Raw genomic sequence first — 23701 nt, forward strand, 5'->3', positions numbered from 1 at the left:
TCACAAAAAAGGCGCCCCGATAGGCGCCTTTTTTGCGACTGTGAAACTCAGCGCCCCAACAACCGCGCCAGCCCAAAGCTCATCGGTGTCTGCGTCGGAACGCTGAAACGCGCCAACAAACGACTGTTGTCGGCCCGCGAATGGCGGATGTCTCCGGAACGTGCCGGGCCATGGCTGATCGCAGGCAAGTCGCCCACCACCACAGCCAGGGCCTGGAGCATCTGCTTGAGGGTCGTCGCCTGGTTCCAGCCGACATTCACCGCGCCCACTTCCGCCTCGGGCTTTTCGATGGCCTGCACCAACACGTCCACCAGGTCTTCGACGTAGACAAAGTCCCGAGTCTGCTCGCCATCACCAAACACGGTGATCGGCAGGCCTTTCTGCGCACGTTCGCTGAAAATGCTGATGACACCTGAATACGGCGAGGATGGATCCTGGCGCGGGCCGTAGATGTTGAAGAAGCGGAACACCACCGGTTCGAGGTCGTGCTGGCGACGATAGAAGTCGAAATAGAATTCACTGGCCAGTTTGTCCACCGCGTAAGGCGTGAGCGGCGCCTTGGGCGTGTCTTCACCGATGGCCTGGCCTTCACCGTTGTTGCCGTACACCGCTGCGCTGGAGGCGAACAGCACCCGTTTCACACCGCTCTGGCGCATGGCTTCGCAGACGTTCAGGGTGCCGATGAAATTACTCTGGTGCGTGCGCACCGGATCATCCACCGAGGCTTGCACGGAGGCCACCGCGGCCAGGTGCGCCACTGCGCTGCAACCGGCCATGGCACGGGCGACGAGCGCGGCATCGGCGACATCGCCTTCAATCAGTTCGACGGCTGGATTTTCCAGCGGCAGGTTGCTGCGCTTGCCGGTGGACAAGTCATCGAGAATGCGGACCGAATGCCCTTTTGCGAGCAAGGCGTCGGTCAGGTGCGAACCAATGAAACCCGCGCCGCCGGTGATAAAAACAGGGCCTTTAGCCATGGCGATAAAACCTATCCAGTAAGCCCGGGAGTGCAGCGCGCCAGGCGCGGGGCTTGATCCCGAAGGTGTGCAGAATTTTCTTGCAGGCCAGGACTGCGTGCTGCGGTTCTTCCGCGGCGTCCGGTCTTGCAGCGTGGGCCTGGGGTGTGGGCGACTCGATGGCCAGCGGGTGCAATGCGCGGGCTTCGGTGAGAATCGCCTGGCCTAGCGCCAGCGGCGTGGTCGCCTCATGTCCGGCGTAATGGTAGGTGCCCCACAGCGGCGCCGCGCAGTCGAGTTGCTTGAGCACCGAGATGATCACCCGCGCCGCATCGTCCACCGGCGTCGGATTGCCCCGCCGATCGTCGGCAAGCAGCAGCTCTTCGGGCTGTTCGGCACGGGCCAGGAAACGGCCAAGGATGCCGTCGGCGCTGTCGTCCAGCAGCCAGCCAAAACGCAGCAGCACATGTTGCGGGCAGGTGGCGCGCACGCTCTGCTCGATGCGCCACAACGCCTGGCCACGCAGGCCCAGCGGCACGGGCTCGTCCTTTTCGCTGTAGGCGGTGGCGCGGGAGCCGTCGAACACGCGATAGCTCGATGGTTGCAGCAGGACAATGTTGTGGTGCTGGCACAGTTCCGCCAGGCGCTCGACCGCCCGCTCCTGGCTGGCCAGGCGCTGCTCGCTGACGGTTTCAGCCTGGAACCAGTCGAAGTAGTACGCCAGGTTGATCAGCGCATCCGGCCGGGTGTCGTCGAGCAACTGCGTGAGGCTCGCGGCATCCCAACCGTCTTCGGGTGGGCGGGGGGCAAGAAAACCGATGTCTTCTTCTGCACCGAGGCGAATCAGCGCCTGCCCAAGGGCATTTCCGCCGCCCAGTAACATAAGGCGCATTCGCATAAAGTCAGCAGGCCCAGTCTGTTGGCACAAGAATTTGGTCGACAACGCCCGAAGGCGTCGTCGGAATCGTTGCATTTTGCGGGTTTAGTGCGCAACCGTCATCCGTAATGTGCAGATCGCCGGGTTTGTGCTGCTCTTTGGGACCCCGACGGTACTTGCATCCTCCCCACCCCACCCGCCTAAACTGCCCGTATGAATCTGCCCCTTGCAGCCGACCACGCCATGGCAGGCTTTCACCCCGCCGTTCGCGCCTGGTTCAGCCAGACCTTCCCGGCGGTCACGGCCGCCCAGGCCCGGGCGTGGCCGTTGATCGGCCAGCGACGTTCGGTGCTGGTCGCGGCGCCCACCGGCTCGGGCAAGACCCTGACCGCATTTCTCGCGGTGCTGGATGACCTGGTGCACCACGGCCTGGAACAAGGCGGCCTGCCGGACCAGACCCTGGTGGTGTACGTCTCGCCGCTCAAGGCTCTGAGCAACGATATCCAGATCAACCTGCAAAATCCCCTGGCCGGCATCACCGAGCAATTGCAACAGATGGGGTTGCCGCCCTTGCCCATCACCACCGCCGTGCGCACCGGCGACACGCCGCAAAAAGAACGCTCGGCGATGCGCAAGATTGCGCCGCACATCCTGGTCACCACTCCCGAATCGCTTTATGTGCTGCTCGGCTCCGATTCCGGTCGGCAGATGCTCGCCAGCACGCGCACGGTGATTGTTGATGAAATCCATGCGATTGCCGCCAGCAAACGTGGCAGCCACTTGGCCCTGAGCCTGGAACGGCTGCAAGCGCTGTGCGCCGAACCGCTGATGCGCATCGGCCTGTCCGCCACGCAAAAGCCCATCGAAGCGGTCTCGCGGTTTCTCGTCGGCGAAGGCCGTACCTGTGAAATCGTCGACATCGGCCACGCCCGCCCAAGGGACTTGGACATCGAGGTGCCGCCGGTGCCGCTGTCAGCGGTGATGGCCAATGACGTCTGGGAACTGGTCTACAACCGCCTCGCCGAACTGGCCCGGGCGCATCGGACCACGTTGGTGTTCGTCAACACGCGACGCCTGGCCGAACGCCTGAGTCGCCACCTGAGCGAGCGCCTGGGCAAGGAAGCGGTGGCGGCCCACCATGGCAGCCTGGCGAAGGAGTTTCGTCTCGACGCCGAGCAACGCCTCAAGCGCGGCGAACTGCAGGTGCTGATCGCCACCGCGTCCCTGGAGCTGGGCATCGATATCGGCGATGTCGACCTGGTCTGCCAGATCGCCTCGCCCCGCTCGATTTCAGCGTTCCTGCAAAGGGTCGGACGCTCCGGCCATCAGGTCGGCGGCACGCCCAAGGGGCGCCTGTTCGCCACCACCCGCGACGACCTGATCGAATGCGCCGCCTTGCTCGACTGCGTGCGCCGTGGCGAGCTGGACATCCTGCACATCCCCAAGGCGCCGTTGGATGTCCTGGCCCAGCAGATCGTCGCCGAGGTCAGTTGCCAGGAATGGCATGAACAGGCGTTGCTGGAGATGTTCCGCCGCGCCTCGCCTTACGCAAAGCTGGACGAAGATCATTACCAGGCCCTGCTGCAAATGCTCGCCGAAGGCCTCAATGGCCGACAAGGCGTGCGCAGCGCCTACCTGCACCGCGATGCCGTGACCCGGACCTTGCGCGGGCGCCGGGGCAGCAAACTGACGGCGGTGACCAGCGGCGGCACCATTCCGGACAACGCCGACTACAGCGTCCTGCTCGAACCCCAAGGCTTGAACATCGGCAGCGTCAACGAAGACTTCGCCGTCGAGAGCATCGCCGGCGACGTGTTCCAACTGGGCAATACCTCCTACCGGATCATCCGCGTCGAGACCGGCCGCGTGCGCGTCGAGGACGCCCAGGGCCAACCGCCGACGATCCCGTTCTGGCTCGGCGAAGCCCCGGGGCGCAGCGCCGAGTTGTCCCAGGCCGTGGCCCGCCTGCAAGCCCAGCTGGATCAACTGCTCGGCGCCACGCCGGGGGACTTGCAACCGGCCCTCGACTGGCTGACCGGCACCCTGCACTTGAACCTCGCCAGCGCCGAACAGATCCTCGATTACCTGGCCCCGGCGCGCCTGGCCTTCGGCGCCCTGCCGTCCCAGGATACCTTGGTGATGGAACGGTTTTTCGACGAGTCCGGCGGCACGCAACTGATCATCCACACGCCCTTCGGCAGTCGCATCAACCGCGCCTGGGGCCTGGCCCTGCGCAAGCGCTTCTGCCGCACCTTCAACTTCGAATTGCAGGCCGCCGCCAGCGAGGATGCCATCGTCCTGTCGCTCTCCACCAGCCACAGCTTCGAACTGGACGAAGTCTGGCGCTACCTCAACAGCCAGAGCGCCGAGCAGATCCTGGTCCAGGCGGTGCTGGATGCACCGCTGTTCGGTGTGCGCTGGCGCTGGAACGCCGGCGTCGCCCTGGCGTTGCCGCGCTACACCGGTGGACGCAAAGTCGCGCCGCAGATCCAGCGCATGAAAAGTGAGGATTTGATCGCCAGCGTGTTCCCGGACCAGATCGCCTGCCTGGAGAACCTGGCCGGAGAGCGTGAAATCCCCGACCACCCGCTGGTGGAACAGACCCTCGACGATTGCCTGCACGAAGCCATGGACAGCGAAGGCTGGCTGGCCCTGCTGCGGCGCATGGAAGCGGGCGCGATTCGCCTGGTCAGCCGCGACCTGCCTGCGCCCTCGCCTTTGGCGGCAGAAATTCTCAGCGCCCGGCCCTACACCTTTCTTGACGACGCGCCGCTGGAGGAGCGCCGCACCCAAGCGGTGATCAACCGGCGCTGGAGTGATCCACAATCCACCGACGACCTGGGCGCGCTGGACGCCGAGGCCATCCAGGCCGTGCGGAAAGAGGCCTGGCCGACACCCACTAATATCGATGAGATCCACGAAGCGTTGATGAGCCTGGCCTGCATCGCCGACAGCGAAGCCAGCGCCGAACCCTCGTGGCTGGACGGTTTGCGGACCCTGGCCGAGTGCGGGCGCGCCAGCCATGTGCGGATCAGCGACGAACGCGGCCTGTGGGTACCGTTGGAACGGCTGACGTGCCTGCAGGCCATCTATCCGCAGGCGCAATGGCAGCCTCCGTTGACGCCGCTGCCGGGTTTTGATGAGCCGTGGGACGGCGACGAGGCCGTGGTGGAAGTGCTCCGCGCGCGGCTCAGTGCTTTTGGCCCGCAGCCGTTGACCGCGATCGCCTACCCGCTCGGGCTGTCGCCGGCACAAGCGACCCAGGCCCTGGCCCAGTTGGAGCAGCAGGGCTATGTGCTGCGCGGCCGCTTCACGCCGGGCACCGGCCAGGAGGAATGGTGCGAACGGCACCTGCTGGCGCGGATCCACCGATACACGGTCAAGCGCCTGCGCCGGGAAATCGAGCCGGTGATGCTGCAGGATTTCATGCGGTTCCTGTTCGACTGGCAACATCTGTCACCGTCCAGCCAGGGCCGGGGCAGCGCCGTGCTGCCGTCCATCATCAGCCAGTTCGAAGGCTACCCGGCCGCCGCCTCGGCTTGGGACAGCGATCTCTTGCCGACGCGGATCAAGGACTATTCGCCGAGCTGGCTCGACGAACTGTGTCGCAGCGGCAAGTTCGTCTGGACGCGCCTGAGCGCCCGCCAGAAGTTGTCCACAAGCGCTTTGCGCAGCACGCCGGTCGTGTTGCTGCCGCGCGCCAAGGTCGCGCTTTGGAGCAGCCTGGCTGAGCAGACGCCAGTCAGCGAGCTGTCGCCCAGGACGCAGAAAGTCCATCAGGCACTGAGTGAACACGGTGCCTTGTTTTTCGATGAGCTGCTGCATGAGGCCCACCTGCTGCGCAGTGAGCTGGAAACCGCCTTGCAGGAGTTGGTCGGCGCCGGGCTGGTGAATGCCGACAGCTTCGCCGGGCTGCGGGCCTTGATCACCCCTGCCAGCAAACGCCAGGCCCGCAGTAGCCGGCGCGGGCGCGGGGCGTTTGTCGGCGGCATGGACGATGCCGGGCGCTGGGCCTTGCTGCGCCGCAGTTCTCCGACGCTGGGGTCAGAACCCGGCAATCGGCCCGCGCCCACACCGCCCGACACCCTGGAACACATCGCCATGACCCTGCTGCGCCGTTATGGCGTGGTGTTCTGGCGCCTGCTGGAGCGTGAAGCCGATTGGCTGCCGAGCTGGCGTGAATTGCTGCGCACGTTTCATCGCCTGGAGGCGCGGGGCGAGATTCGTGGCGGGCGTTTCGTCAGCGGGCTGGCCGGGGAACAATTCGCCTTGCCCGAAGCCATCCCGCTGCTGCGCGAGGCAAGGCGCCGGCCCACCGATGGCAGCCTGGTGGCGGTGTGCGGGGTTGATCCGTTGAACCTCGCCGGCACCTTGCTCCCAGGAGCGAAAGTGCCGGCGCTGGCGAGTAATCGACTGGTGTATCGGGATGGGTTGCCGATGGCGGCGCTGGTTGCGGGCAAGCAACAGCTATTTGTGGAGTTGGATGCCCAAGCGATGGCTGAGGTCAGGAACAAGCTCATCCAGAAAAGTTGAGGGTGTCTGGGCGGGCCCCTTCCTGCTTCGGCTCCTCAGCCAACCGCTTCGGCAACACCACCTGCTGTGGATAAGTCTGCGCGAAGTGCACCGACGGCGCGTTATCCACAAGCTTTTTCAAACGCTGGTTGAACGCCCGGCTCACGGCGTATTGCCCGCCCGAGACCGTGCGGAACTGGGCGGTGAGGACCACGCCGTTGAGGTCCATCTTGTCCACGCCGAATACATCCAGCGGCCCTTGCAGGTTGAACTTGAGGAACGGGTCCTCGGAAATCGAATCGCCGGCTTCGCGGATCAGTTCGATGGCGCGATCCACGTCGGTGTCGTAGGTGAACTGCACCGAGAAAAATGCAAAGGCGAATTGCCGGGATTGGTTGGTCACGGCTTTGATTTGCCCGAACGGCACCGAATGCACGAAACCCTTGCCGTCGCGCAGGCGCAGGGTGCGGATGGTCAGGCCTTCGACGGTACCGGCGTGGCCAGAACTGAGCACCACCCAGTCACCGATGGACAGCGTGTCCTCGATGATGATGAACAGCCCGGTGATCACGTCCTGCACCAGTTGCTGCGAACCGAAACCGATCGCCAGCCCCACCACACCCGCACCGGCGAGCAATGGCGCGACGTTGATGCCGAGGTTGGCCATGGTGGTGATCGCGCAAATCACCACCAGGATGATTTTGGCCGCGTTGCGCAACAGCGGCAGGATGGTCTTGACCCGAGTGCTGGGCGCGCGGGCACCGCGCTTGTTGAGCGGTGGCTTCAGCGCTTCCTGGATCGCCGTGTCGAGCACCACCCAGGTCAGCCAAGTCACCAGGAAAATCAGCCCGATGCGACTCAAGGAATCGCTGATCGCCCGTCCCACGGCGTTGCGTGAGGCGAATTCGAACAGCGACACGCCCCAGATCCGCCCGAGGATCTCGATGAATGCCGCCGCCATGACGATCCGCAACAAGGCGTGCGACAGGCTCAACAACCGCCCTTTGTAGGCGCTGTTGCGCTGGATGGCCTCAGCCTTGGGCGACTTGAATACATGCTGGAACACGGTGCTGAGAAACACCGTCGCGATCAGCAGGATCGTGGTGAACAAGGCACAACGCAGGGCTTTCTGGTTGTCCTCGCCGACGCCGATCAGGCTCACCGCCGACACCAGCACCATCAGCAGGATCGGCCAATACCAGAGGCCGGAAAAGATCCGCAGCGACTCCTGCAGCGCCGGTTGCTTGAGGCGCTGGGCCAGCGGCCGATTGCGGATCAGGTGGGCCACCGGCCGGCGCATATGGATCACCAGCCAGCCAAAGATCATCGAAGCCGAAAGCCCAGTGAAGACTGCGATGCTGCTGGTGATATTGCCGCCCAGTTGCCGAGCGATCTGCGGGCTGGTCAAGGCATCGCTGAGCGCGGCCAGGAAGCCGATCAGGAACAACGGCCGCGGGCTGAACCGACGGAGGATCGCCACCGCTCGCCGTTTGTGGCCGCCATTGAACATCACGACCACGCAGAGCAGCACCGATGTGGAAACGATGCCGCTGCTGGTGGCGTAGGCGAAACACAACGCCAATGCCCGGCCAACCGAGGCTTGCAGGAAATGGCTGACATAGAGGGTCAACGGCAGGCAGGCCACGGCAGGCAACGTGTAGGGGAGCAGGTAGCCGAGCAGGTCCAGCACCCGTTGGCGAGTGCGTAGCCAGCGGCGCCGACTCAAACGGCGCACCAGCAATCGCGCGCCGGTCCATATCAGCGCAAACGTCCCCAGCCACACGCCGGAGAGCAACAGGAAATCGCCCGCCACACGCCAAGAGGAACGGGAGGTCTGGTCCACCAGACGATCCACCTCGTCCGCCGCCCGATCCGCCCGCAGGCGCCAGGCGTCCACCAGGCTCTGGTCGAGGTCAAGCTTGTCCTGGACGTCGTCGATGCTGGAACTGATCGCCCCCAACAAGCCGCCTTGCACCAACGGTTCGGGTTCGGCCGGAGCTTCGGCGGGTTTGGAGGTGCCGGGAATCGCAGCGGTCCCGTAGGCGCTTGTGCCGGTCATGGCCAGCAACAACAGCAGCAATACAGTGCTCAATCGAGACAAGACGCGGGGCTCCTTCACACGGGATCGGTAAGGAACTGATCAACAATGGGCCGGCAAGTTCGCCCGAGTGCTCAACACAAGCTCTCGTGGCGAGGGAGCTTGCTCCCGCTGGGCTGCGTAGCAGCCCTAAAACCTGACACCACGTCACCTCAGGATGAATGCATGGGCCTCCTGCGCAGGCCAGCGGGAGCAAGCTCCCTCGCCACAGAATCCGCGTCTCCCCTCTTCCATCGGTAAGACCACCGAAACTTTCCAGCCCGCCCGGCGGTCATCAAAAGACACAGGCGGTACGAGGTCATTGGCACGGGAGGGATACATGACGGCGATCCACATTGGCATTTCCGGTTGGCGCTACACGCCTTGGCGGGGAGACTTCTACCCCAAGGGGCTGGCGCAGAAACGGGAACTGCAATTCGCCTCTCGAGCGGTCAACAGCATCGAAATCAATGGATCGTTCTACGCCCTGCAACGTCCCGAGCGGTATGCCCAGTGGTACGCCGAGACGCCGCCGGACTTCGTGTTCAGCGTCAAGGCGCCGCGCTTCATTACCCACATCAAGCGCCTGCGGGATATTCACAAGCCGTTGGCGAATTTCTTCGCTTCCGGGGTGCTGGAGCTCAAGGAAAAACTCGGCGCCATCCTCTGGCAGTTTCCGCCCAGCTTCAAATTCGACCCGGAGCTCTTCGAAGATTTCCTCAAGCAATTGCCCCACGACACCCAGACCGCCGCCGCATTGGCCGGGGAGCACGAGTCGCGCCTGGACGGCCACGCCAGCACCGAGACCGATAAAAAACGCCCGCTGCGCCATGCCGTGGAAATCCGCCACGAAAGCTTTATCGACCCACGCTTCGTCGCCCTGCTCAAACGCTACGACGTCGCACTTGTGGTCGCTGATACTGCCGGGAAATGGCCCTATCGCGAGGACGTGACCAGCGACTTCGTCTACCTGCGCCTGCACGGTGCCGAAGAGTTGTATGCCAGCGGCTACACCGACGAGGCGTTGAAGCGCTGGGGTGACCGGATCGAGGCCTGGAGCCACGGTACACAGCCGAGCGACGCACAGTTGATCGATCCGAAAAAAAAGCCCCGGGCGCGCAAGAGCCGGGAAGTGTTCTGCTATTTCGACAACGACATCAAAGTCCGCGCGCCCTATGACGCGCGTCATCTGCTGGAGCGCTTCGACCTGGACAAGAATCTCGCCACCGCGCCCGGTGTGCGCCCGGCCGAAGGAGTATTGCCATGAGCACGCCAGAATCCAGCGAAGCTACCCGCGAGCCGCTGCACGATTCGGCGCAGCGACTGCTGGACCGAGTCAATCGTTTCACGGTGCTGACGGTCAATACGCACAAAGGCTTCACCGCGCTGAACCGGCGTTTCATCCTGCCGGAACTGCGCGAAGCCGTGCGCAGCGTCTCCGCCGACGTGGTGTTCCTGCAAGAAGTGCATGGCACCCACGAACATCATCCCCAGCGCTACAGCAACTGGCCGAGCATTCCGCAATACGAATTTCTCGCCGACACCCTCTGGCCGCAGTTCGCCTACGGGCGCAACGCCGTGTATCCCGCGGGCGACCATGGCAACGCGTTGCTGTCGAAATTCCAGATCATCCGCCACGACAACCTCGACGTGTCCATCAGCGGCCATGAAAGCCGCGGCATGTTGCACAGCGTGTTGCGCCTGCCGAACGGCGATGGGGGGCGGGACGTGCATGCCATTTGCGTTCACCTGGGGCTGCGCGAAGGCCATCGCGTCGCGCAGTTGAAGTTGCTTTGCCAGCGCCTGAGCGAGTTGCCACCTGAGGCCCCGGTCATTGTCGCGGGGGATTTCAACGATTGGCGCAGCAAGGCCAACGACCTGCTCGAACCCTGCGGCCTGCGCGAAGTCTTCGCCGAACAGTGGGGCAAGCCGGCCCGCAGTTTTCCGGCGCGCCTGCCCATCCTGCGCCTGGACCGCATCTACGTGCGCAACCTCAAGGCCCATCACGCCCAGGTACTGAATGTACGGCCCTGGTCGCACCTTTCCGACCACGCACCGCTGTCGGTGGAGATCGAATTATGAGCGCGACGATGAACAAGGCGACGGTGGAAAAAGTCGAAGTGCCACCCACCGAACGCAACCCGGCGCTGGCCGATATCGAATACGGCTGGCACGGCAATAACCGCGTCACGCTGCTGGAAAATGGCGAGGAATATTTCCCCCGCGTTTTCGAGGCGATTCGCCGGGCCCAGGAAGAAATTCTCCTGGAGACTTTCATCCTGTTCGAGGACAAGGTCGGCGTTGAACTGCGGGACTTATTGGTGGACGCGGCCAAGCGCGGCGTCCGCATCACCGTCAACCTCGACGGTTTCGGTTGCGGCGAACTGACCACTGAATTCCTGGCCTCACTGAGCGATGCCGGCGTACGCCTGCAGATGTTCGATCCGGCCCCACGGCACCTGGGCATCCGCACCAACTGGTTCCGCCGCCTGCACCGCAAGATCGTGGTGGTGGACGGCGTGATCGCGTTCATCGGTGGGATCAACTTTTCCGCTGACCACCTGGGCGACTTCGGTCCCGAGGCCAAGCAGGATTATTCGGTGGAAATCAAAGGCCCGGCGGTGGTGGACATTCATCACTTCGCGCTGCTGCAAACCGGGCGTCCGGCCCGAGCCAAGTATTGGTGGCAACGTCGCCGCAGCCGCCGCACCGAGCTGGCCTTCAATGATCATGACGGCCAGGTGCGCCTGGTCTATCGCGATAACCACGAGCATCAGACCGACATCGAGGAGGTCTACCTGCAAGTGCTGCGCAGCGCCCAGCGCCGGGTGGTAATCGCCAATGCCTATTTCTTCCCCGGTTATCGGTTGCTGCGCGAGATCCGTAATGCCGCGCGACGTGGCGTGGAGGTGCGGCTGATCCTGCAAGGGCAACCGGACATGATGATCGCCAAGCTCGCGGCACGGATGCTCTACAACTATCTGCTGAAGGCCGGCGTGACGATCTATGAATATTGCGAGCGGCCGCTGCACGGCAAGGTCGCCCTGGTGGATGAGGACTGGAGCACCGTCGGTTCGAGCAACCTCGACCCGTTGAGCCTGTCGCTGAACCTGGAAGCCAACGTGCTGATCCGCGACCGCGGATTCAACCGCGAGCTCTTCGAGCGCCTCGATCATTTGAGCCGCAATCACTGCACGGTCATGCCGGAGAACCACGCCCCGCGTGGGCTGCTCTGGCGCATGACCATCGGTTTCATGGTGTTCCACTTCCTGCGTCATTTCCCGGCCTGGGCCGGATGGCTACCGGCCCATAAACCTCGTCTGAAACCTTTTTCACCGCCGACGGCGGTCCGGAGCGAACCCCATGAACCACTCTGACGCGCACACCGCGCCGAGAGATGCCCATGCGCCGGAACAGGCCAAGCCCAAATCGCGCTGGAGCCGCTGGAAACGCCCGCTGACCCTGGCCTTTTTCCTGCTGCTGATCGTGCTGTTCACCGCGTTGGCGCGGCGCATCGACTGGTCCGAAGTCTTTACCACGCTGGCGGATTTCAAGCTGCGCACGCTGATCATCGCGGCCGCGCTGACCATCACCAGCTTCATTACCTATGCCTGCTTCGATCTGATCGGCCGAACGTACATCCGCCAGAAACTGGGTTGGCGGCAGATCTTGCCGGTGGGGGTGATCAGTTATGCCTTCAATCTCAACCTCAGCGCCTGGGTCGGTGGCATTGCCATGCGCTATAGGCTGTATTCGCGGCTGGGGGTGAGCACAGGCAATATCGCCAAAATCCTCGGCTTGAGCCTCGCCACCAACTGGTTCGGTTATATGACCTTGGCCGGCGTGGTTTTCAGCAGTGGCCTGGTGACCATGCCGCCGGGTTGGAAGCTGAGCAGCAATGCCCTGCAAGGCGTGGGGGTGCTGTTGTTGCTGGCAAGCGCCAGCTACCTGCTGGCCTGCCGTTTCTCCAAGCGCAGGGCCTGGACGGTTCGCGGGATGGAGATCAACCTGCCTTCCCTGCGCATGGCCGTGCTGCAACTGGCACTGGGTGCGTTGAACTGGTCGTTGATGGCGGCGGTGATCTTTACGTTATTGCCGAGCAAACTCGAATACCCGGTGGTGCTCGGGGTACTGTTGATCAGCAGTATCGCCGGAGTCATTACGCACATTCCTGCCGGGCTCGGGGTGCTGGAGGCGGTGTTCGTCGCGCTGTTGCAGCATGAGGTATCGCGAGGCAGCCTGATCGCGGGGCTGATTGCCTACCGGGCGATCTATTTCATCCTGCCGTTGTTGATCACGGTGGTGATGTACCTGGTGATCGAGGCGAAAGCCAAGGCACTGCGGGTCAAGCCTGGGGTCAAGTGATGCGGTGCCTGGCCAGCCCTCATCGCGAGCACGTTCGCGATGAGGGCTGCCTGAACTCTAAAGGTCTACCGCTCCTGAATGATGCTCAACCGCTCGCCCACCACCATTTCCGTGATCCAGCTCACCAGGATCGAGGTGTAGGCCTGTTGTGACACGGGGTCGCTCAGGGAATGGTCGGCGCCGTCGATGATCCGATGGGTCAGCGAATGAGTCTGCTGGCAGGCGGCGCGATAACTCATGATGGTGGCATGGGGCACATGGTCGTCGGTTTCGGACTCCACCAGCAGCACATCGCCGGTGAACTGCGAGCACGCGTGCAAGGCGCGGTTGGTATCGGCGTGGACCAAGGTGCTGCGATAGTCCAGCAGGTCGGTTTTATCCAGGTCGCGCTTGGGCGTGTGCCATTGCTCGTCGCGGTACAGCGCCGGCACCCGCAGGGCCAGCCAGCGCACCGGTCGCAACGAGGTCAGGATCGAGGCCAGATAGCCACCGTAGCTGGTGCCGACCACGGCAATCGCCGAGGTGTCGAGGGCCGGGTGGGCGAGCAATCGGTCGTAGGCCGCCAGCAAGTCCCGCAGGTTGTCCTCACGAGTGACCCGTGACAACGGAATTCCCGCGCCCCCGGTGTGCCCGCGCAAATCGAAGGTCAGGCACACGCAGCCCAGGCCGGCAATGCCCTTGGCCCGTTCAAGATCACGCTCCTGGCTGCCGCCCCAACCGTGGACGAACAACACGCCGGGGACCTTCGACTTGGGGCTGAGGAAGGTCCCGTTCATATGCTCATCATCAATCGCAATCTGGATGGTTTCACTTCTAGCCGTCATAGGATTGGACCGTTACGTATTTGAGTAGGAAATCACCATTCTCCGCCGCGCCGCGATAAACCTCCGTGGCGCCGGGCGGCAGTGGTTGGTCGGTGTAAGTCTCGATCGAGGACACCCGAACCGCGCGGATCGAGGGGTCTTCGACAAACACCTGCAGCGCCGCAAGCTCCGCGCTGCTGGCGCCGCCCATTCGCCAGGATTGCTCCAGCACGCCGCCGCGAGGCTGGCCACCGTTATCCGTCCCTTGGGCGATGTCGTAGTTGCGCCGCGACGCAAAGAACGTCGGAAACGCCTGGTTGGCGGCATCATCGAATACCTGCGCCAGCCGCACCGCTTCGCGCACATCGTCCGGCAGTTCCAGGCCGAGAAGCTCGATGTAGCCACCTTGCGCCACCAGCAGGTCAGAGCCGCCGTAGACTTCTTCCCCTTCGTTGTCGCGGGTCAGGTGCTGCACGCCGCAGTAGCTCAAGACCTTGCCGTTGATGAAGCTTTGGCCGACGCTCTGGGTCTTGACCTCACTGAGGTTCTGTTCCAGCACGATGCCCTCGCTGAACATTGCCTGGGCGTCTGGAGCCGCGACGATTTCATCGAACTGCGCGATGCTGCGGATGACCCGCTGGCCACGTCCGGCGCAAGCATGGATGGGCTTGAAGCGGATCGGCCCGGTGTACAGCAAATGCTCGGCGGCCTGGCGCGCATCCTTGAGCGAAAACACGCTGACGCCGTCGAGCACGACGCCCCGGGTCAGCTTGGCGAACAGCGGTGACCAGCCCTTCGGCGCGACCGCGTCCTTGTTCAACAGACCATGGGCAATCGCCTTGGTGCAGATAAAGTCGTGATCGACGTAGCCGCCCCACAGGTCATCCGGTCCCTTGACGCCCAGGCGCAACGCAGCCTCCGGGCCGATCAGGGTCTGTGTGGGCAGCAGGTACAAATCTCGCCCGGCGTGTTTCTGGCTGTCATAGCTGCCGCTGTATTCCAGGCCGAGGATGTTCGCCAACCAGCGCGCCAGTGCCCGGTTGGTCTCGACCTCATGCAGCGGTGCCTGGGGATTGACCGAGTGGGCCACTACACATTTGTCACGAGGGATCTGGGTCATGCGTTGTCCTTTCAACTGCGCTCAATAGCCGTAGCTATAAGGATTGCAGAGATCAGGCCAACGGCTCGGTGGGGGACGAACGGTCGAGGAAACGGGGGGATGAGCGGATGATGTGGCACCGGGCCTGTTTCATTCTGCACGACGGCCAGCAACTGCCCGGCAAATTGCACGACGTCGGCTCCGGTTTTTCCCGTGTTTCAGCTTCTGCCTGCGTTCTGAGGGCTTACGCCGAACCTTGCCCGATAGTCACTTGGCGCCAACCCGGTGATTTTCTTGAAAGTCGCTCGAAAGGCAGACGGATCCTGGTAACCGACGGTCCAGGCGATGTGATCGATGGTGCCATTGGTGAACTCCAGCATTTCCCTGGCCTTGCCAACCCGCAGGTGCTGGCAGTATTCGGTGGGCTTGAGGCCGGTGGCCGCACGAAATCGGCGCAGGAAGGTGCGCTCTTCCAGCCCCGCCTGTTCGGCCATCGCGCCAAGGGAAACATCCACCGCGCCGCTGCGTTGCAACCAATGCTGTACCTTCAGGATCGCACCGTCACCGTGCCCGAGGATCGGCGCAAAATTACTGCCGCACTGGCTCGCGCTGTCGCTGTGCTCGATCACCAGAAACTGCGCGGTGCGCGTGGCGATGCTGGGCCCGAGCAAGCGATCCACCAGCCGCAGCCCGAGCTCCGACCAGGCCATGAGCCCGGCGGTGGTGATCAGGTCGCCGTCATCGACAATCGGTTTATCGGCGTCGAGCTTGATCTTCGGATAGCGCGCCGCAAAGGTCTTGGCCGAGGTCCAGTGGGTCGTGGCGCTGCGCCCGTCCAGCAAACCGCTTTCGGCCAGCAGGATCGAGCCGACGCAAACCCCGCCCAGTACCGTGCCGCTGGCGTGTTGCGCCCGGAGCCAATCCATCAGCGGCGGTGTGGCAACATCTTCATTGAAGCCTGCAATGGATGGCGGGATCAGCAACGCGACCAAGGGCAGGTCCGGACCGGCATCACTGGCGAACATCCGAAACGGCACTTTACCGCCCGCCGTTTGCCAGTGGCTCACGCGCAGCCGCGGCAGTTGCGCACTGGCCTGCTGCGCCGCGATGCCATCCGCCACGGCAAACAGATCGGTCAAACCGTGCACCGCAGCCATTTGCGCGCCGGGGTAGATCAGCACGCCGAGTTCGACGAATGCCCTTTCCTGCGCCATTGTCAGTTTTCCCTCGCTTATTGTCGTTGCGGCCAATTCTCGACCCCGCGGTGAACGCCAATACTGGCGCCCTACCCAACCTGATCGAGGAAGTCCTCATGTCCAAGCAAGCGCTCATCGTAGTCGATATCCAGAACGACTACTTCCCCCAGGGAAAATGGCCACTGGTCGGTGCCGACACCGCCGCCGATAACGCCGCCCGGTTGATCGCAGCCTTTCGCCAGGCCGGCGACAGCGTGGTACACATCCGCCACGAATTCACCTCCGACGACGCGCCTTTCTTCACCCCAGGCTCCGAAGGCGCACAGTTGCACCCCAAGGTACTCAACCACGCCGATGAGCCAGTCGTGCTCAAGCACTTCGTCAATTCATTTCGCGAAACCGAACTGCAAGCAATCCTCGAACAGCACGGCATCGAGCGGTTGGTGGTCGTCGGTAGCATGAGCCATATGTGCATCGACGGCATCGCTCGCGCTGCCGCTGACATGGGCTATGAAGTCACGGTGGTGCACGATGCCTGTGCCAGCCGCGACCTGGAATTCAACGGCCTCGTCGTCCCTGCTGCCCACGTCCATGCCGCGTTCATGTCGGCGCTGGGGTTTGCCTATGCGAATGTGGTGAGTACCGAGCAGTTCCTCAGCGATAGCCAAGCGTAGGCGTAGCCATAAACCGTCTACTCGCTGGCAGTGCCTCCAACGCCCCTTGGATCTGCCCTCCTGGATTGGGAGGGCAAGATTCATCGGGAATCAATGAAGTTGTCTATGCTCCGGAATGTCGGCCAACTTCAAAGCGCAGCCACTGCGGCCATTGATTCTCAAGGCTCGCGCATCCGCGACCTTCAAGGACACCTCAAGCAGCTCCCACGCAGGATAAAAATCCCCCGTTTTGGCGATCGTCAAATCAATGAAGTCCGGGCCATATTCAAGGGTCCATTTGATGAGCATGCAGCTTCCGTTTTTCCAGTCATGACTGATGCCGTCATCTTCAAACAACACGCCACTGGAGGCGCCTGAAGGTGCAGGAAAAATCACCAGTTCGCGACGCCGATCAAGAGAGGGATCGTTAAGCTTGTGGCATTCACCGGTCGGTATCGCTGCGCCCCCTCGTACCAACAACGGCAACCGTTCCAAAGGTGCACTCAAAACAACGTGCTGGCCGCCGTCGTACCAGTCACCGGTATGCCAGTCGCACCAACCTGTCGCATTCAGGGGTAGCCACACCTCGCGCTCGCGTGCGCCCTCCTCTACAACGCTGGCGACGAGGACGTCTCGGCCAAGAAGGAACTCGTCGTTTTCCTCGAACGTTTGAAGGTCATGCTCGTGGTCAAGAAACGTCGGTCGCAGAATGGGCTCATCTTCGTGACTGGCTTGCCACAGCAAGGTGTAGAAATAAGGCATCAATCTGTATCTGAGCCCAATGGCGTCACGGACGGCATCGGTGACTGTTGGATGCATCCACGGCTCATTGACGGTGCCATCGTCGTTCCAGGAGTGAATGGTGAAGCGCGGATGCATCACGCCATTCTGGACCCAACGGACAAACAGCTCCGGATCCGGCTTATTACCGGAGAACCCACCGACATCGTGCCCGACGTTGTACAACCCCGACAGGCTCATGCCCAGGCCCATGCGGGTGTTGTAGCGCAGGGTTTGCCAGTTGGTCCGGTTGTCACCGCTCCAGGTCTGGACATAGCGCTGCATGCCGGCACACCCTGAGCGTGAGATGAGGTAGGGCCGTTCTGATGGCGAAAACCGCTGTTGTGCCTCTAAAGAAGCTCTCATCATCAGCAATGCCATGACGGGTCGGATGTGCTTGATCGCTATCTCGCGCCCAAAGCCATGGCAGCGCGCCTCACCGTCCCACACCTCGAATTCATTGTTATCGTTCCACGTGCATTCAATGCCCAGTTCCAACAGTTGTGATGTGACATTTGACTGCCACCAACTGACAGCGTCCGGGTTGGTGAAGTCCAGATGAGACCCCTCATCGTCCCAGAAGACCGAGCGCTCTGGCGTGTCCTGTTCAGAGTCGCTGACGAACATCTTTCGATTGGCTACCTCGGCGTAGCGTGGATGGTCCTGCAGGAGGCACGGCTTTATGTTGGCAATCAGTCTGACGCCGGCATCACGATAGGCCTGGGCAAGCGCCTTGGGGTCTGGGACCTTTTCGTGGTTCCAGTTGAACACATAGCGTTTCTCGCCAATGGAGGTGTACCCGGATGACAGTTGGAAAGAGTCACAGGGAATGTCGTGCTGCCCGCAAAGATCAAGAAACTCCAGCAGCTGTTCCTGGGCATTGTCGGCATCGGTGTAGCGCATGGTCGAGCCGCTGTAGCCCAGGCTCCATTTAGGCAGAAACAAGGTGCGTCCGGTCAGGCGAACGAAAGCCTTTGTCACATCCAGTATGCGCGGGCCTGCAAGTACCCAGTAGTCGAGATCACCGGCGTCCACTTTGTATCGACGATACGGCCGGTGGTAATTATCCAGCTCGTTACCCAGATCAAACAGGCTGGTGTTCAGGTTGTCATAGAAGATCCCGAAGCTGGCGTGTTCCTGGTGCGTAATGACAAAGGGAATATGCTTGTACAACGGGTCGGTACTTGCGGCGTCATAGCCCATTGCATCCAGGTTACGCATTTCAAAACGTTTGCCGGCGCGATTCAGATCGCCGGTTTTTTCGCCGAGCCCGTAATAGCGATGTTCGGGCGCGCGCAATTGGTAATGCTCCAGGCCTTCGCCATGAGCATCAAGCGAATAGGCACCGGTAGGCCGATCCGAGACCAACGGCCTCCAGTCCTGGCCGTCGTGGTATTCCCACTGTAGCCACAGTGGTTGATTCACCGTGATGCGTAGCTTTTTGGTCGTAAGTACCAACCGGTCCTGGAACTCTTCGACCCGGTACGCGGGCAAAGAGAAATCCGCCAACGACTCGCGGGGCCGGCCCTCCCAGGCGACGTCCTCCCGGGGCGCAATGCTCCAGGTCCGATCCAGTGCCAACGTGCCTGCACGCATAAGCAGAACACGCGCCAAACCGTCTTCGAGGATATGGATTCTGAAGAGATGCCGGCCCTCGACCAGGAGCTCAATGTAGCCTTTCTCCTGAGCCTTTAATGTCCAGACTTTAAGTGACTTCATTGTGCACGCACCGCTTTAGGTTTGGACGCTCTGTCCGCGATAAACAAAATCATGAAAAACGCACCTACAAAATCAAAGAGCCCCATTGCGATGAACAATGGGTTGAATCCTATTTTGTCCACGCTGACACCGATGATCAGCGAGAAAACAAAACTGGCAATCCAGGCACATGAGCCTCGCATTCCGTTCACAGTCGCCAACTCATCCCGATCGAACGTTTCGACGACCAGTGCACTTAACATGCAGGAAATAATCTGGTGGCCAAAACCGCCGACTGAAATAAGCGCAATCGCAACATAGGGGTCTTTCACCTGAGTCATCACGGCTAACGAAAACATCAGGAACGCGCCGGTGATTGAGCTGGCGACAATCGAATTCACCCGCGTGCATTTGAAAAAACGATGGTAAGCGCGTGATAGATAACCGCTGGCGACACTGCCCAGATCCGCCGCAAGAAACGGAACCCAGGCAAACAGTACAATCTGCTTGAGGTCCATTCCTCTTTCGTTCGCCAGATACAGTGGCACCCAGAAACTCATGACCGCCCATGCCGGCTCTGCCATGAAGGCAGGAAGTGCGATACCGTAAAACCGCTTGTCCCGACCAATCTTTTTCAACGCCTTGAAAAAGGGCATTTGCTGGCCGATTTTTTCGCCGTCTTGTTGGATATGCTCCAATTCATTGGGCGATAAGCGCGGGTGAATAGTGGGGGCGTGATAGAGCCATCCCCAGACGGCGGCCCATATCAGGCCGATTCCCCCGGAAATCAGAAATGCGCCCTGCCAGCCCAGGCTTACATGAGCCAGATAGATGATCGGAGGGGCGAGCATCGCCCCCAGAGAAAAACCAACCCCCGCCCAGCCCGCAGCGATAGGTCGTTCCTTTTTCGGAAACCAGTCCCCTATCGCCTTGGCATTGGCAGGTGTTGCCGCTGCCTCCGAAGCGCCCATGAAAAAACGCAGAATCGCCAGGTGCACCCAACTCGCGGCCCCAGCATGAAGAAGACACATCACCGACCATACGATGGCGCATATCACGAAGCCGAGCTTGAGTCCGATCGCATCGATCAGCCAGCCGCAGATGGGTTGGAAAACCGTATAGGCAAGTTGAAACGAGGCGACCACCCACGAGTATTGTTCAGTCGACATGCTGAACGTGGTCTTTAGCTCTGGCGCCAAGATGCCCAATGAATTGCGGGTTATATAGTTGACGGTGACGCCGAGCAAAAACAGCGAGAGCATCCACCAACGCAGATGCGGGATGAATTTTAGCTTGGCCGAAAGTCGAGCATTGCGTTCGATATCGATAGTCATCAATTCTTCGCCTGTCGCCGGATTTTCCGGCGTTTTGTTTTTATTTGAGGCTTGAACGCTATGGCAACTGCTCATGATCCGTACAGAAGCAGGCGTGTATAAATTTACATTCGCTATTGGTACGGCTCGGCAGAACCCCAAGTGTGCTAGGAGAGATGGCCCTTTTCTGCTATGAAAGCCTTTACATAAATTGTCTCAATGGATCAGCCCGGAATGGGGAAATTACGCATTGCTGAAATAGCGGCACAGACGGGCCTGTCCACCGCGACGGTGTCACGGGTGCTTGCTGGCAAATCCAATACCCGTCCGGCCACCAGGGAAAAAGTGCTCGCGGCGGCTCGTCAGCACGGGGTAATGGAAGGCCTCGCCAATGGCCGCTTCCTCCTCAACGGGCTGACCATCTTTGCGCCCTCGCGGGCCTTCAACGTACGCGCCGATATCTTCTATTACAAAGTTATCCAGGGCATCACCCAGGCGGTCGCGCAACACGATGTTCGAGTGCGCTACTGCGAGCTTGAAGAGGTCGATAGCGACGCCTTGCTGTTTTTGGAAAAGATGAATCAGAAGGACACCGGTGCGGCGATCCTGATTGGCATTGATGATCCGCACATACATCAACTGGCGGCCGATCTCAGCAAGCCGACGGTACTGATCAACTGCATCGATCGCAGCATGCGCCTGCCCTCGATATCGCCCGACCACTTTTTAATCGGTCATTATTCGATAAATTATCTGTTTCAGATGGGGCACCGAAATGTACTGACCCTCCAGTGTCTCAGGCGGTACACGATGGATCTGCGAATTCGTGGAATTCGTGATGCCTGGAAGGAGCAAAATCTCGAATTTATCGAAACAAAACACCTGATGGTTGCCGACGGTTTCGGCAGTGCTGAATCTGAGGCGCGGGTCGCGGCCTTCCTGGAAAACTGCGCACCTGACGACCGACCGACTGCCATCCTGGCGGGGGGTGACTTCATGGCAGCCGGGGCCGTTAAAGCGCTCCAGAATGCTGGCCTGAGGGTTCCTCAGGATGTTTCGGTGATGAGCATGGACGGGTTCAACCTGGCCGACATCAACGACATACCGCTCACCACCCTTCACGTGCCCCGCGATGAATTGGGCGCAGAAGCGATTAGAGTCTTGAGACAGCAGCTTTTCGAACCGCGATCGCCTTGTGGCAATCTTCTTCTCGGTGGCCGACTCATCACCGGCAGCTCAGTGCGGCGCATCAAGCACAGCGCCAAGCAGACGCCGGTCTATCAGAAGATTATTTACGACTGATTGATTCGCGGCTTTACACAGAGCGAAAAAAGCCCTCCTGGCTTTGCAGCGAAGAGGGCTTTTATCGAGCTTTAAAGTATCAGCGAATGAGTAAACTCATCGACCAATACCACTGCAATCAGAACGGAATATCGTCATCAAAGCTGTCGAAATCCGGAGCCGGCTGCGGCGCGGCCTGTTGCGGAGCCGGGCGTTCGCGCTGTGGCTGTGGCGCCGACTGCGGACGAGGGGCTTGCTGACGCGGAGCCGACTGTTGATAGTTGTTGCCACCCTGCTGCTGGTCGCCTTGCGGACGGCCACCGAGCAATTGCATGGTGCCTTGCATGTCGACCACGATTTCGGTGGTGTAGCGCTTGATGCCGTCTTTTTCCCACTCGCGGGTCTGCAGCTTGCCTTCGATGTAGACCTGCGAACCCTTGCGCAGGTATTCGCCGGCAATCTCAGCCACTTTGCCGAACATCGACACGCGGTGCCACTCGGTCTTCTCGACCTTCTGGCCGGTTTGCTTGTCGGTCCATTGTTCGCTGGTCGCCAGGCTCAGGTTGGTCACGGCGTTGCCGTTAGGCAGATAGCGAACTTCTGGATCCTGGCCGCAAGTACCGACCAATATGACTTTGTTAACCCCACGGGCCATAACGTTCTCCTAGGCTTCGCACGCTGCCGGGGCCGGGTTGTTCACCAGGCGCTCAAGCGTCGCACGATCCAATAATTCGGTGTCCAGTTTGATATACACGGCCGCCTCGTCGGCGACCACCACTGCATCGGTTACTCCAACGACGGCCCTGAGGCGCTCGGCCAGGCCTGCTTCGCGGATGGCTTCGGGCGACAACGGCAAGCGCAGGCTCGTCACATACGGAGGTTCGCGCATGGTAACAGCAAAGGCCAACCAAAGTGCAGCCAGCGCGGCACATCCCAGGAACACAACCGACAAACCGCCGTGCTGGAACAACCAGCCGCCGAGGATGCCGCCCAGTGCCGAACCCAGGAATTGGCTGGTGGAATAAACCCCCATCGCCGTGCCCTTGCCGCCCGCCGGTGAAACCTTGCTGATCAGCGACGGCAGCGACGCTTCCAGCAGGTTGAACGCGGTGAAGAACACCACGGTGCCGATTACCAAGGCCCGCAGGCTGTCGCCGAACTGCCAGAAGAATAGCTCAGTGAGCATGAGCGTCACGACGGCGCCGAGTAAAACTCGTTTCATTTTGCGTCGCTTTTCGCCATAGATGATGAACGGAATCATGGCGAAGAACGAAATAACCAGTGCCGTCAGATACACCCACCAATGCTGCTCCTTGGGCAGGCCGGCCTTTTCCACCAGTGCCAGCGGCAGGGCCACGAAGCTGGACATCAGCATGGCGTGGAGGACGAAGATGCCCAGGTCCAGGCGCAGCAGGTCGGGATGCTTGAGGGTCGGCACCAACGCCTGGCGGGCCACGCCGGATTCGCGGTGCTGCAATGGCCCCGTGGAGCGCGGCACGATGACCGCAACGATCAGGATACCGATCAATGCCATGGCACCGGTTGCCAGGAACAGGCCTGACAAGCCAAAGGCTCGCGTCAACAGCGGTCCTACAACCATGGCGACGGCGAACGACAGACCGATCGTCATGCCGATCATCGCCATGGCTTTTGTCCGATGCTGTTCGCGGGTCAAGTCTGACAGCAAGGCCATGACGGCGGCGGAGATCGCACCCGCCCCTTGCAGGATCCGGCCGGCAATCACGCCCCAGATCGAGTCCGCGTTCGCCGCAAGCACGCTGCCGAGGGCGAAGACGATGAGTCCCAGGTAAATGACCGGACGACGACCGATACGGTCGGAAATTATGCCAAAGGGAATCTGGAAAATGGCCTGGGTCAGGCCATAGGCGCCGATCGCCAACCCAATCAGGGCCGGGGTCGCGCCCGCCAGGTCCATGCCATAGGTCGCCAGTACCGGCAACACCATGAACATGCCCAGCATGCGAAAGGCGAACACCAGGGCCAGGCCGCTTGCCGCGCGGGTCTCGCCGCTACTCATGCGTTCGCTGTGGGGATCGTGCATGGAAAAACCTCGTGTGAACCGGCGGGGAT

At 61.5% G+C, this 23701-nt stretch carries 17 protein-coding genes; 7 read left to right on the plus strand and 10 right to left on the minus strand.

Annotated features, from left to right (window positions below; genetic code table 11):
* Window positions 1-47 precede the first annotated feature (47 nt).
* Together J3P79_RS23785 and J3P79_RS23790 are read right to left on the minus strand one after the other, a co-directional pair.
* Window positions 48-977: an NAD-dependent epimerase/dehydratase family protein gene (locus J3P79_RS23785; protein ID WP_434606092.1), complete on the minus strand. Its 930-nt coding sequence runs from the start codon at window positions 975-977 to the stop codon at window positions 48-50.
* Complete coding sequence (locus tag J3P79_RS23790; RefSeq protein WP_039594474.1) at window positions 970-1854, minus strand: sugar nucleotide-binding protein; 885 nt, start codon at window positions 1852-1854, stop codon at window positions 970-972. The genes J3P79_RS23785 and J3P79_RS23790 overlap by 8 nt, the downstream gene beginning before the upstream one ends.
* Before the next feature lie 192 nt (window positions 1855-2046).
* Between J3P79_RS23790 and J3P79_RS23795 the strand changes: the two genes are divergently transcribed.
* Window positions 2047-6366: a DEAD/DEAH box helicase gene (locus J3P79_RS23795; RefSeq protein WP_434606094.1), complete on the plus strand. Its 4320-nt coding sequence runs from the start codon at window positions 2047-2049 to the stop codon at window positions 6364-6366.
* Here the strand turns inward: J3P79_RS23795 and J3P79_RS23800 are convergent.
* The gene (locus J3P79_RS23800) at window positions 6350-8446 is read right to left on the minus strand and encodes a mechanosensitive ion channel family protein (protein ID WP_434606097.1); all 2097 of its coding nucleotides are present in this window, start codon (window positions 8444-8446) and stop codon (window positions 6350-6352) included. The two genes, J3P79_RS23795 and J3P79_RS23800, sit on opposite strands and share 17 nt — an antisense overlap.
* A 316-nt stretch (window positions 8447-8762) precedes the next feature.
* Between J3P79_RS23800 and J3P79_RS23805 the strand changes: the two genes are divergently transcribed.
* Genes J3P79_RS23805 through J3P79_RS23820 form a run of 4 tightly spaced genes read left to right on the plus strand, consistent with a single transcriptional unit; the run spans window position 8763 to window position 12787 of the window.
* A complete protein-coding gene (locus J3P79_RS23805; RefSeq protein WP_434606099.1) occupies window positions 8763-9689 on the plus strand; it encodes a DUF72 domain-containing protein in 927 nt (308 codons plus the stop codon).
* Window positions 9686-10504, plus strand: coding sequence for an endonuclease/exonuclease/phosphatase family protein (locus tag J3P79_RS23810; protein WP_434606101.1), 819 nt, complete (start codon window positions 9686-9688; stop codon window positions 10502-10504). Before J3P79_RS23805 ends, J3P79_RS23810 begins: the two co-directional genes overlap by 4 nt.
* Window positions 10501-11799 (plus strand): cardiolipin synthase ClsB, encoded by a 1299-nt coding sequence (gene clsB / locus J3P79_RS23815; protein ID WP_434606103.1) that lies wholly within the window; start codon window positions 10501-10503, stop codon window positions 11797-11799. Before J3P79_RS23810 ends, clsB begins: the two co-directional genes overlap by 4 nt.
* Entirely contained in the window at window positions 11786-12787 is a 1002-nt protein-coding gene (locus J3P79_RS23820) for a lysylphosphatidylglycerol synthase domain-containing protein (RefSeq protein WP_434606105.1), read from the plus strand. The genes clsB and J3P79_RS23820 overlap by 14 nt, the downstream gene beginning before the upstream one ends.
* A 65-nt stretch (window positions 12788-12852) precedes the next feature.
* On the opposite strand, the gene J3P79_RS23825 is transcribed toward J3P79_RS23820, so the two are convergent.
* From J3P79_RS23825 to J3P79_RS23835, 3 genes are all read right to left on the minus strand, one after another.
* Window positions 12853-13611, minus strand: a complete 759-nt coding sequence (locus J3P79_RS23825) for an alpha/beta hydrolase family protein (RefSeq protein WP_434606107.1) — start codon at window positions 13609-13611, stop codon at window positions 12853-12855.
* The gene (locus tag J3P79_RS23830; RefSeq protein WP_434606109.1) at window positions 13601-14710 is read right to left on the minus strand and encodes a DUF3182 family protein; all 1110 of its coding nucleotides are present in this window, start codon (window positions 14708-14710) and stop codon (window positions 13601-13603) included. The genes J3P79_RS23825 and J3P79_RS23830 overlap by 11 nt, the downstream gene beginning before the upstream one ends.
* A gap of 197 nt (window positions 14711-14907) precedes the next feature.
* A complete protein-coding gene (locus tag J3P79_RS23835; protein ID WP_434606111.1) occupies window positions 14908-15903 on the minus strand; it encodes a GlxA family transcriptional regulator in 996 nt (331 codons plus the stop codon).
* A 98-nt stretch (window positions 15904-16001) separates the two neighbouring features.
* Here J3P79_RS23835 and J3P79_RS23840 point away from each other — a divergent pair, with 98 nt between their 5' ends.
* On the plus strand, window positions 16002-16559 hold the full coding sequence (locus tag J3P79_RS23840; protein ID WP_434606113.1) for a cysteine hydrolase family protein: 558 nt from the start codon (window positions 16002-16004) through the stop codon (window positions 16557-16559).
* Between the two features lie 90 nt (window positions 16560-16649).
* Here J3P79_RS23840 and J3P79_RS23845 read toward each other — a convergent pair whose 3' ends face one another.
* Window positions 16650-19037 (minus strand): TIM-barrel domain-containing protein, encoded by a 2388-nt coding sequence (locus J3P79_RS23845; RefSeq protein ID WP_434606116.1) that lies wholly within the window; start codon window positions 19035-19037, stop codon window positions 16650-16652.
* Entirely contained in the window at window positions 19034-20350 is a 1317-nt protein-coding gene (locus J3P79_RS23850; protein WP_434606118.1) for an MFS transporter, read from the minus strand. The genes J3P79_RS23845 and J3P79_RS23850 overlap by 4 nt, the downstream gene beginning before the upstream one ends.
* A gap of 213 nt (window positions 20351-20563) precedes the next feature.
* Between J3P79_RS23850 and J3P79_RS23855 the strand changes: the two genes are divergently transcribed.
* On the plus strand, window positions 20564-21631 hold the full coding sequence (locus J3P79_RS23855) for a LacI family DNA-binding transcriptional regulator (protein WP_434606121.1): 1068 nt from the start codon (window positions 20564-20566) through the stop codon (window positions 21629-21631).
* A 118-nt stretch (window positions 21632-21749) separates the two neighbouring features.
* Here the strand turns inward: J3P79_RS23855 and J3P79_RS23860 are convergent, their stop codons facing one another.
* Together J3P79_RS23860 and J3P79_RS23865 are read right to left on the minus strand one after the other, a co-directional pair.
* Complete coding sequence (locus J3P79_RS23860) at window positions 21750-22265, minus strand: single-stranded DNA-binding protein (protein ID WP_024778338.1); 516 nt, start codon at window positions 22263-22265, stop codon at window positions 21750-21752.
* A 9-nt stretch (window positions 22266-22274) separates the two neighbouring features.
* Window positions 22275-23672, minus strand: coding sequence for an MFS transporter (locus J3P79_RS23865; RefSeq protein WP_434606123.1), 1398 nt, complete (start codon window positions 23670-23672; stop codon window positions 22275-22277).
* Window positions 23673-23701 lie beyond the last annotated feature (29 nt).

It is taken from the genome of Pseudomonas sp. R1-7, from assembly GCF_051132105.1.
Lineage (GTDB): Bacteria > Pseudomonadota > Gammaproteobacteria > Pseudomonadales > Pseudomonadaceae > Aquipseudomonas.

Bases quoted from the DNA above. Each gene is read 5' to 3' on its own strand.
- J3P79_RS23790 (WP_039594474.1), bottom strand. From the start codon at position 1,854: ATGCGAATGCGCCTTATGTTACTGGGCGGCGGAAATGCCCTTGGGCAG.
- J3P79_RS23855 (WP_434606121.1), top strand. From the start codon at position 20,564: ATGGGGAAATTACGCATTGCTGAAATAGCGGCACAGACGGGCCTGTCC.
- J3P79_RS23840 (WP_434606113.1), top strand. From the start codon at position 16,002: ATGTCCAAGCAAGCGCTCATCGTAGTCGATATCCAGAACGACTACTTC.
- J3P79_RS23825 (WP_434606107.1), bottom strand. From the start codon at position 13,611: ATGACGGCTAGAAGTGAAACCATCCAGATTGCGATTGATGATGAGCAT.
- J3P79_RS23865 (WP_434606123.1), bottom strand. From the start codon at position 23,672: ATGCACGATCCCCACAGCGAACGCATGAGTAGCGGCGAGACCCGCGCG.
- J3P79_RS23830 (WP_434606109.1), bottom strand. From the start codon at position 14,710: ATGACCCAGATCCCTCGTGACAAATGTGTAGTGGCCCACTCGGTCAAT.
- J3P79_RS23835 (WP_434606111.1), bottom strand. From the start codon at position 15,903: ATGGCGCAGGAAAGGGCATTCGTCGAACTCGGCGTGCTGATCTACCCC.
- J3P79_RS23805 (WP_434606099.1), top strand. From the start codon at position 8,763: ATGACGGCGATCCACATTGGCATTTCCGGTTGGCGCTACACGCCTTGG.
- J3P79_RS23785 (WP_434606092.1), bottom strand. From the start codon at position 977: ATGGCTAAAGGCCCTGTTTTTATCACCGGCGGCGCGGGTTTCATTGGT.
- J3P79_RS23850 (WP_434606118.1), bottom strand. From the start codon at position 20,350: ATGACTATCGATATCGAACGCAATGCTCGACTTTCGGCCAAGCTAAAA.
- clsB (WP_434606103.1), top strand. From the start codon at position 10,501: ATGAGCGCGACGATGAACAAGGCGACGGTGGAAAAAGTCGAAGTGCCA.
- J3P79_RS23845 (WP_434606116.1), bottom strand. From the start codon at position 19,037: ATGAAGTCACTTAAAGTCTGGACATTAAAGGCTCAGGAGAAAGGCTAC.
- J3P79_RS23860 (WP_024778338.1), bottom strand. From the start codon at position 22,265: ATGGCCCGTGGGGTTAACAAAGTCATATTGGTCGGTACTTGCGGCCAG.
- J3P79_RS23820 (WP_434606105.1), top strand. From the start codon at position 11,786: ATGAACCACTCTGACGCGCACACCGCGCCGAGAGATGCCCATGCGCCG.
- J3P79_RS23795 (WP_434606094.1), top strand. From the start codon at position 2,047: ATGAATCTGCCCCTTGCAGCCGACCACGCCATGGCAGGCTTTCACCCC.
- J3P79_RS23810 (WP_434606101.1), top strand. From the start codon at position 9,686: ATGAGCACGCCAGAATCCAGCGAAGCTACCCGCGAGCCGCTGCACGAT.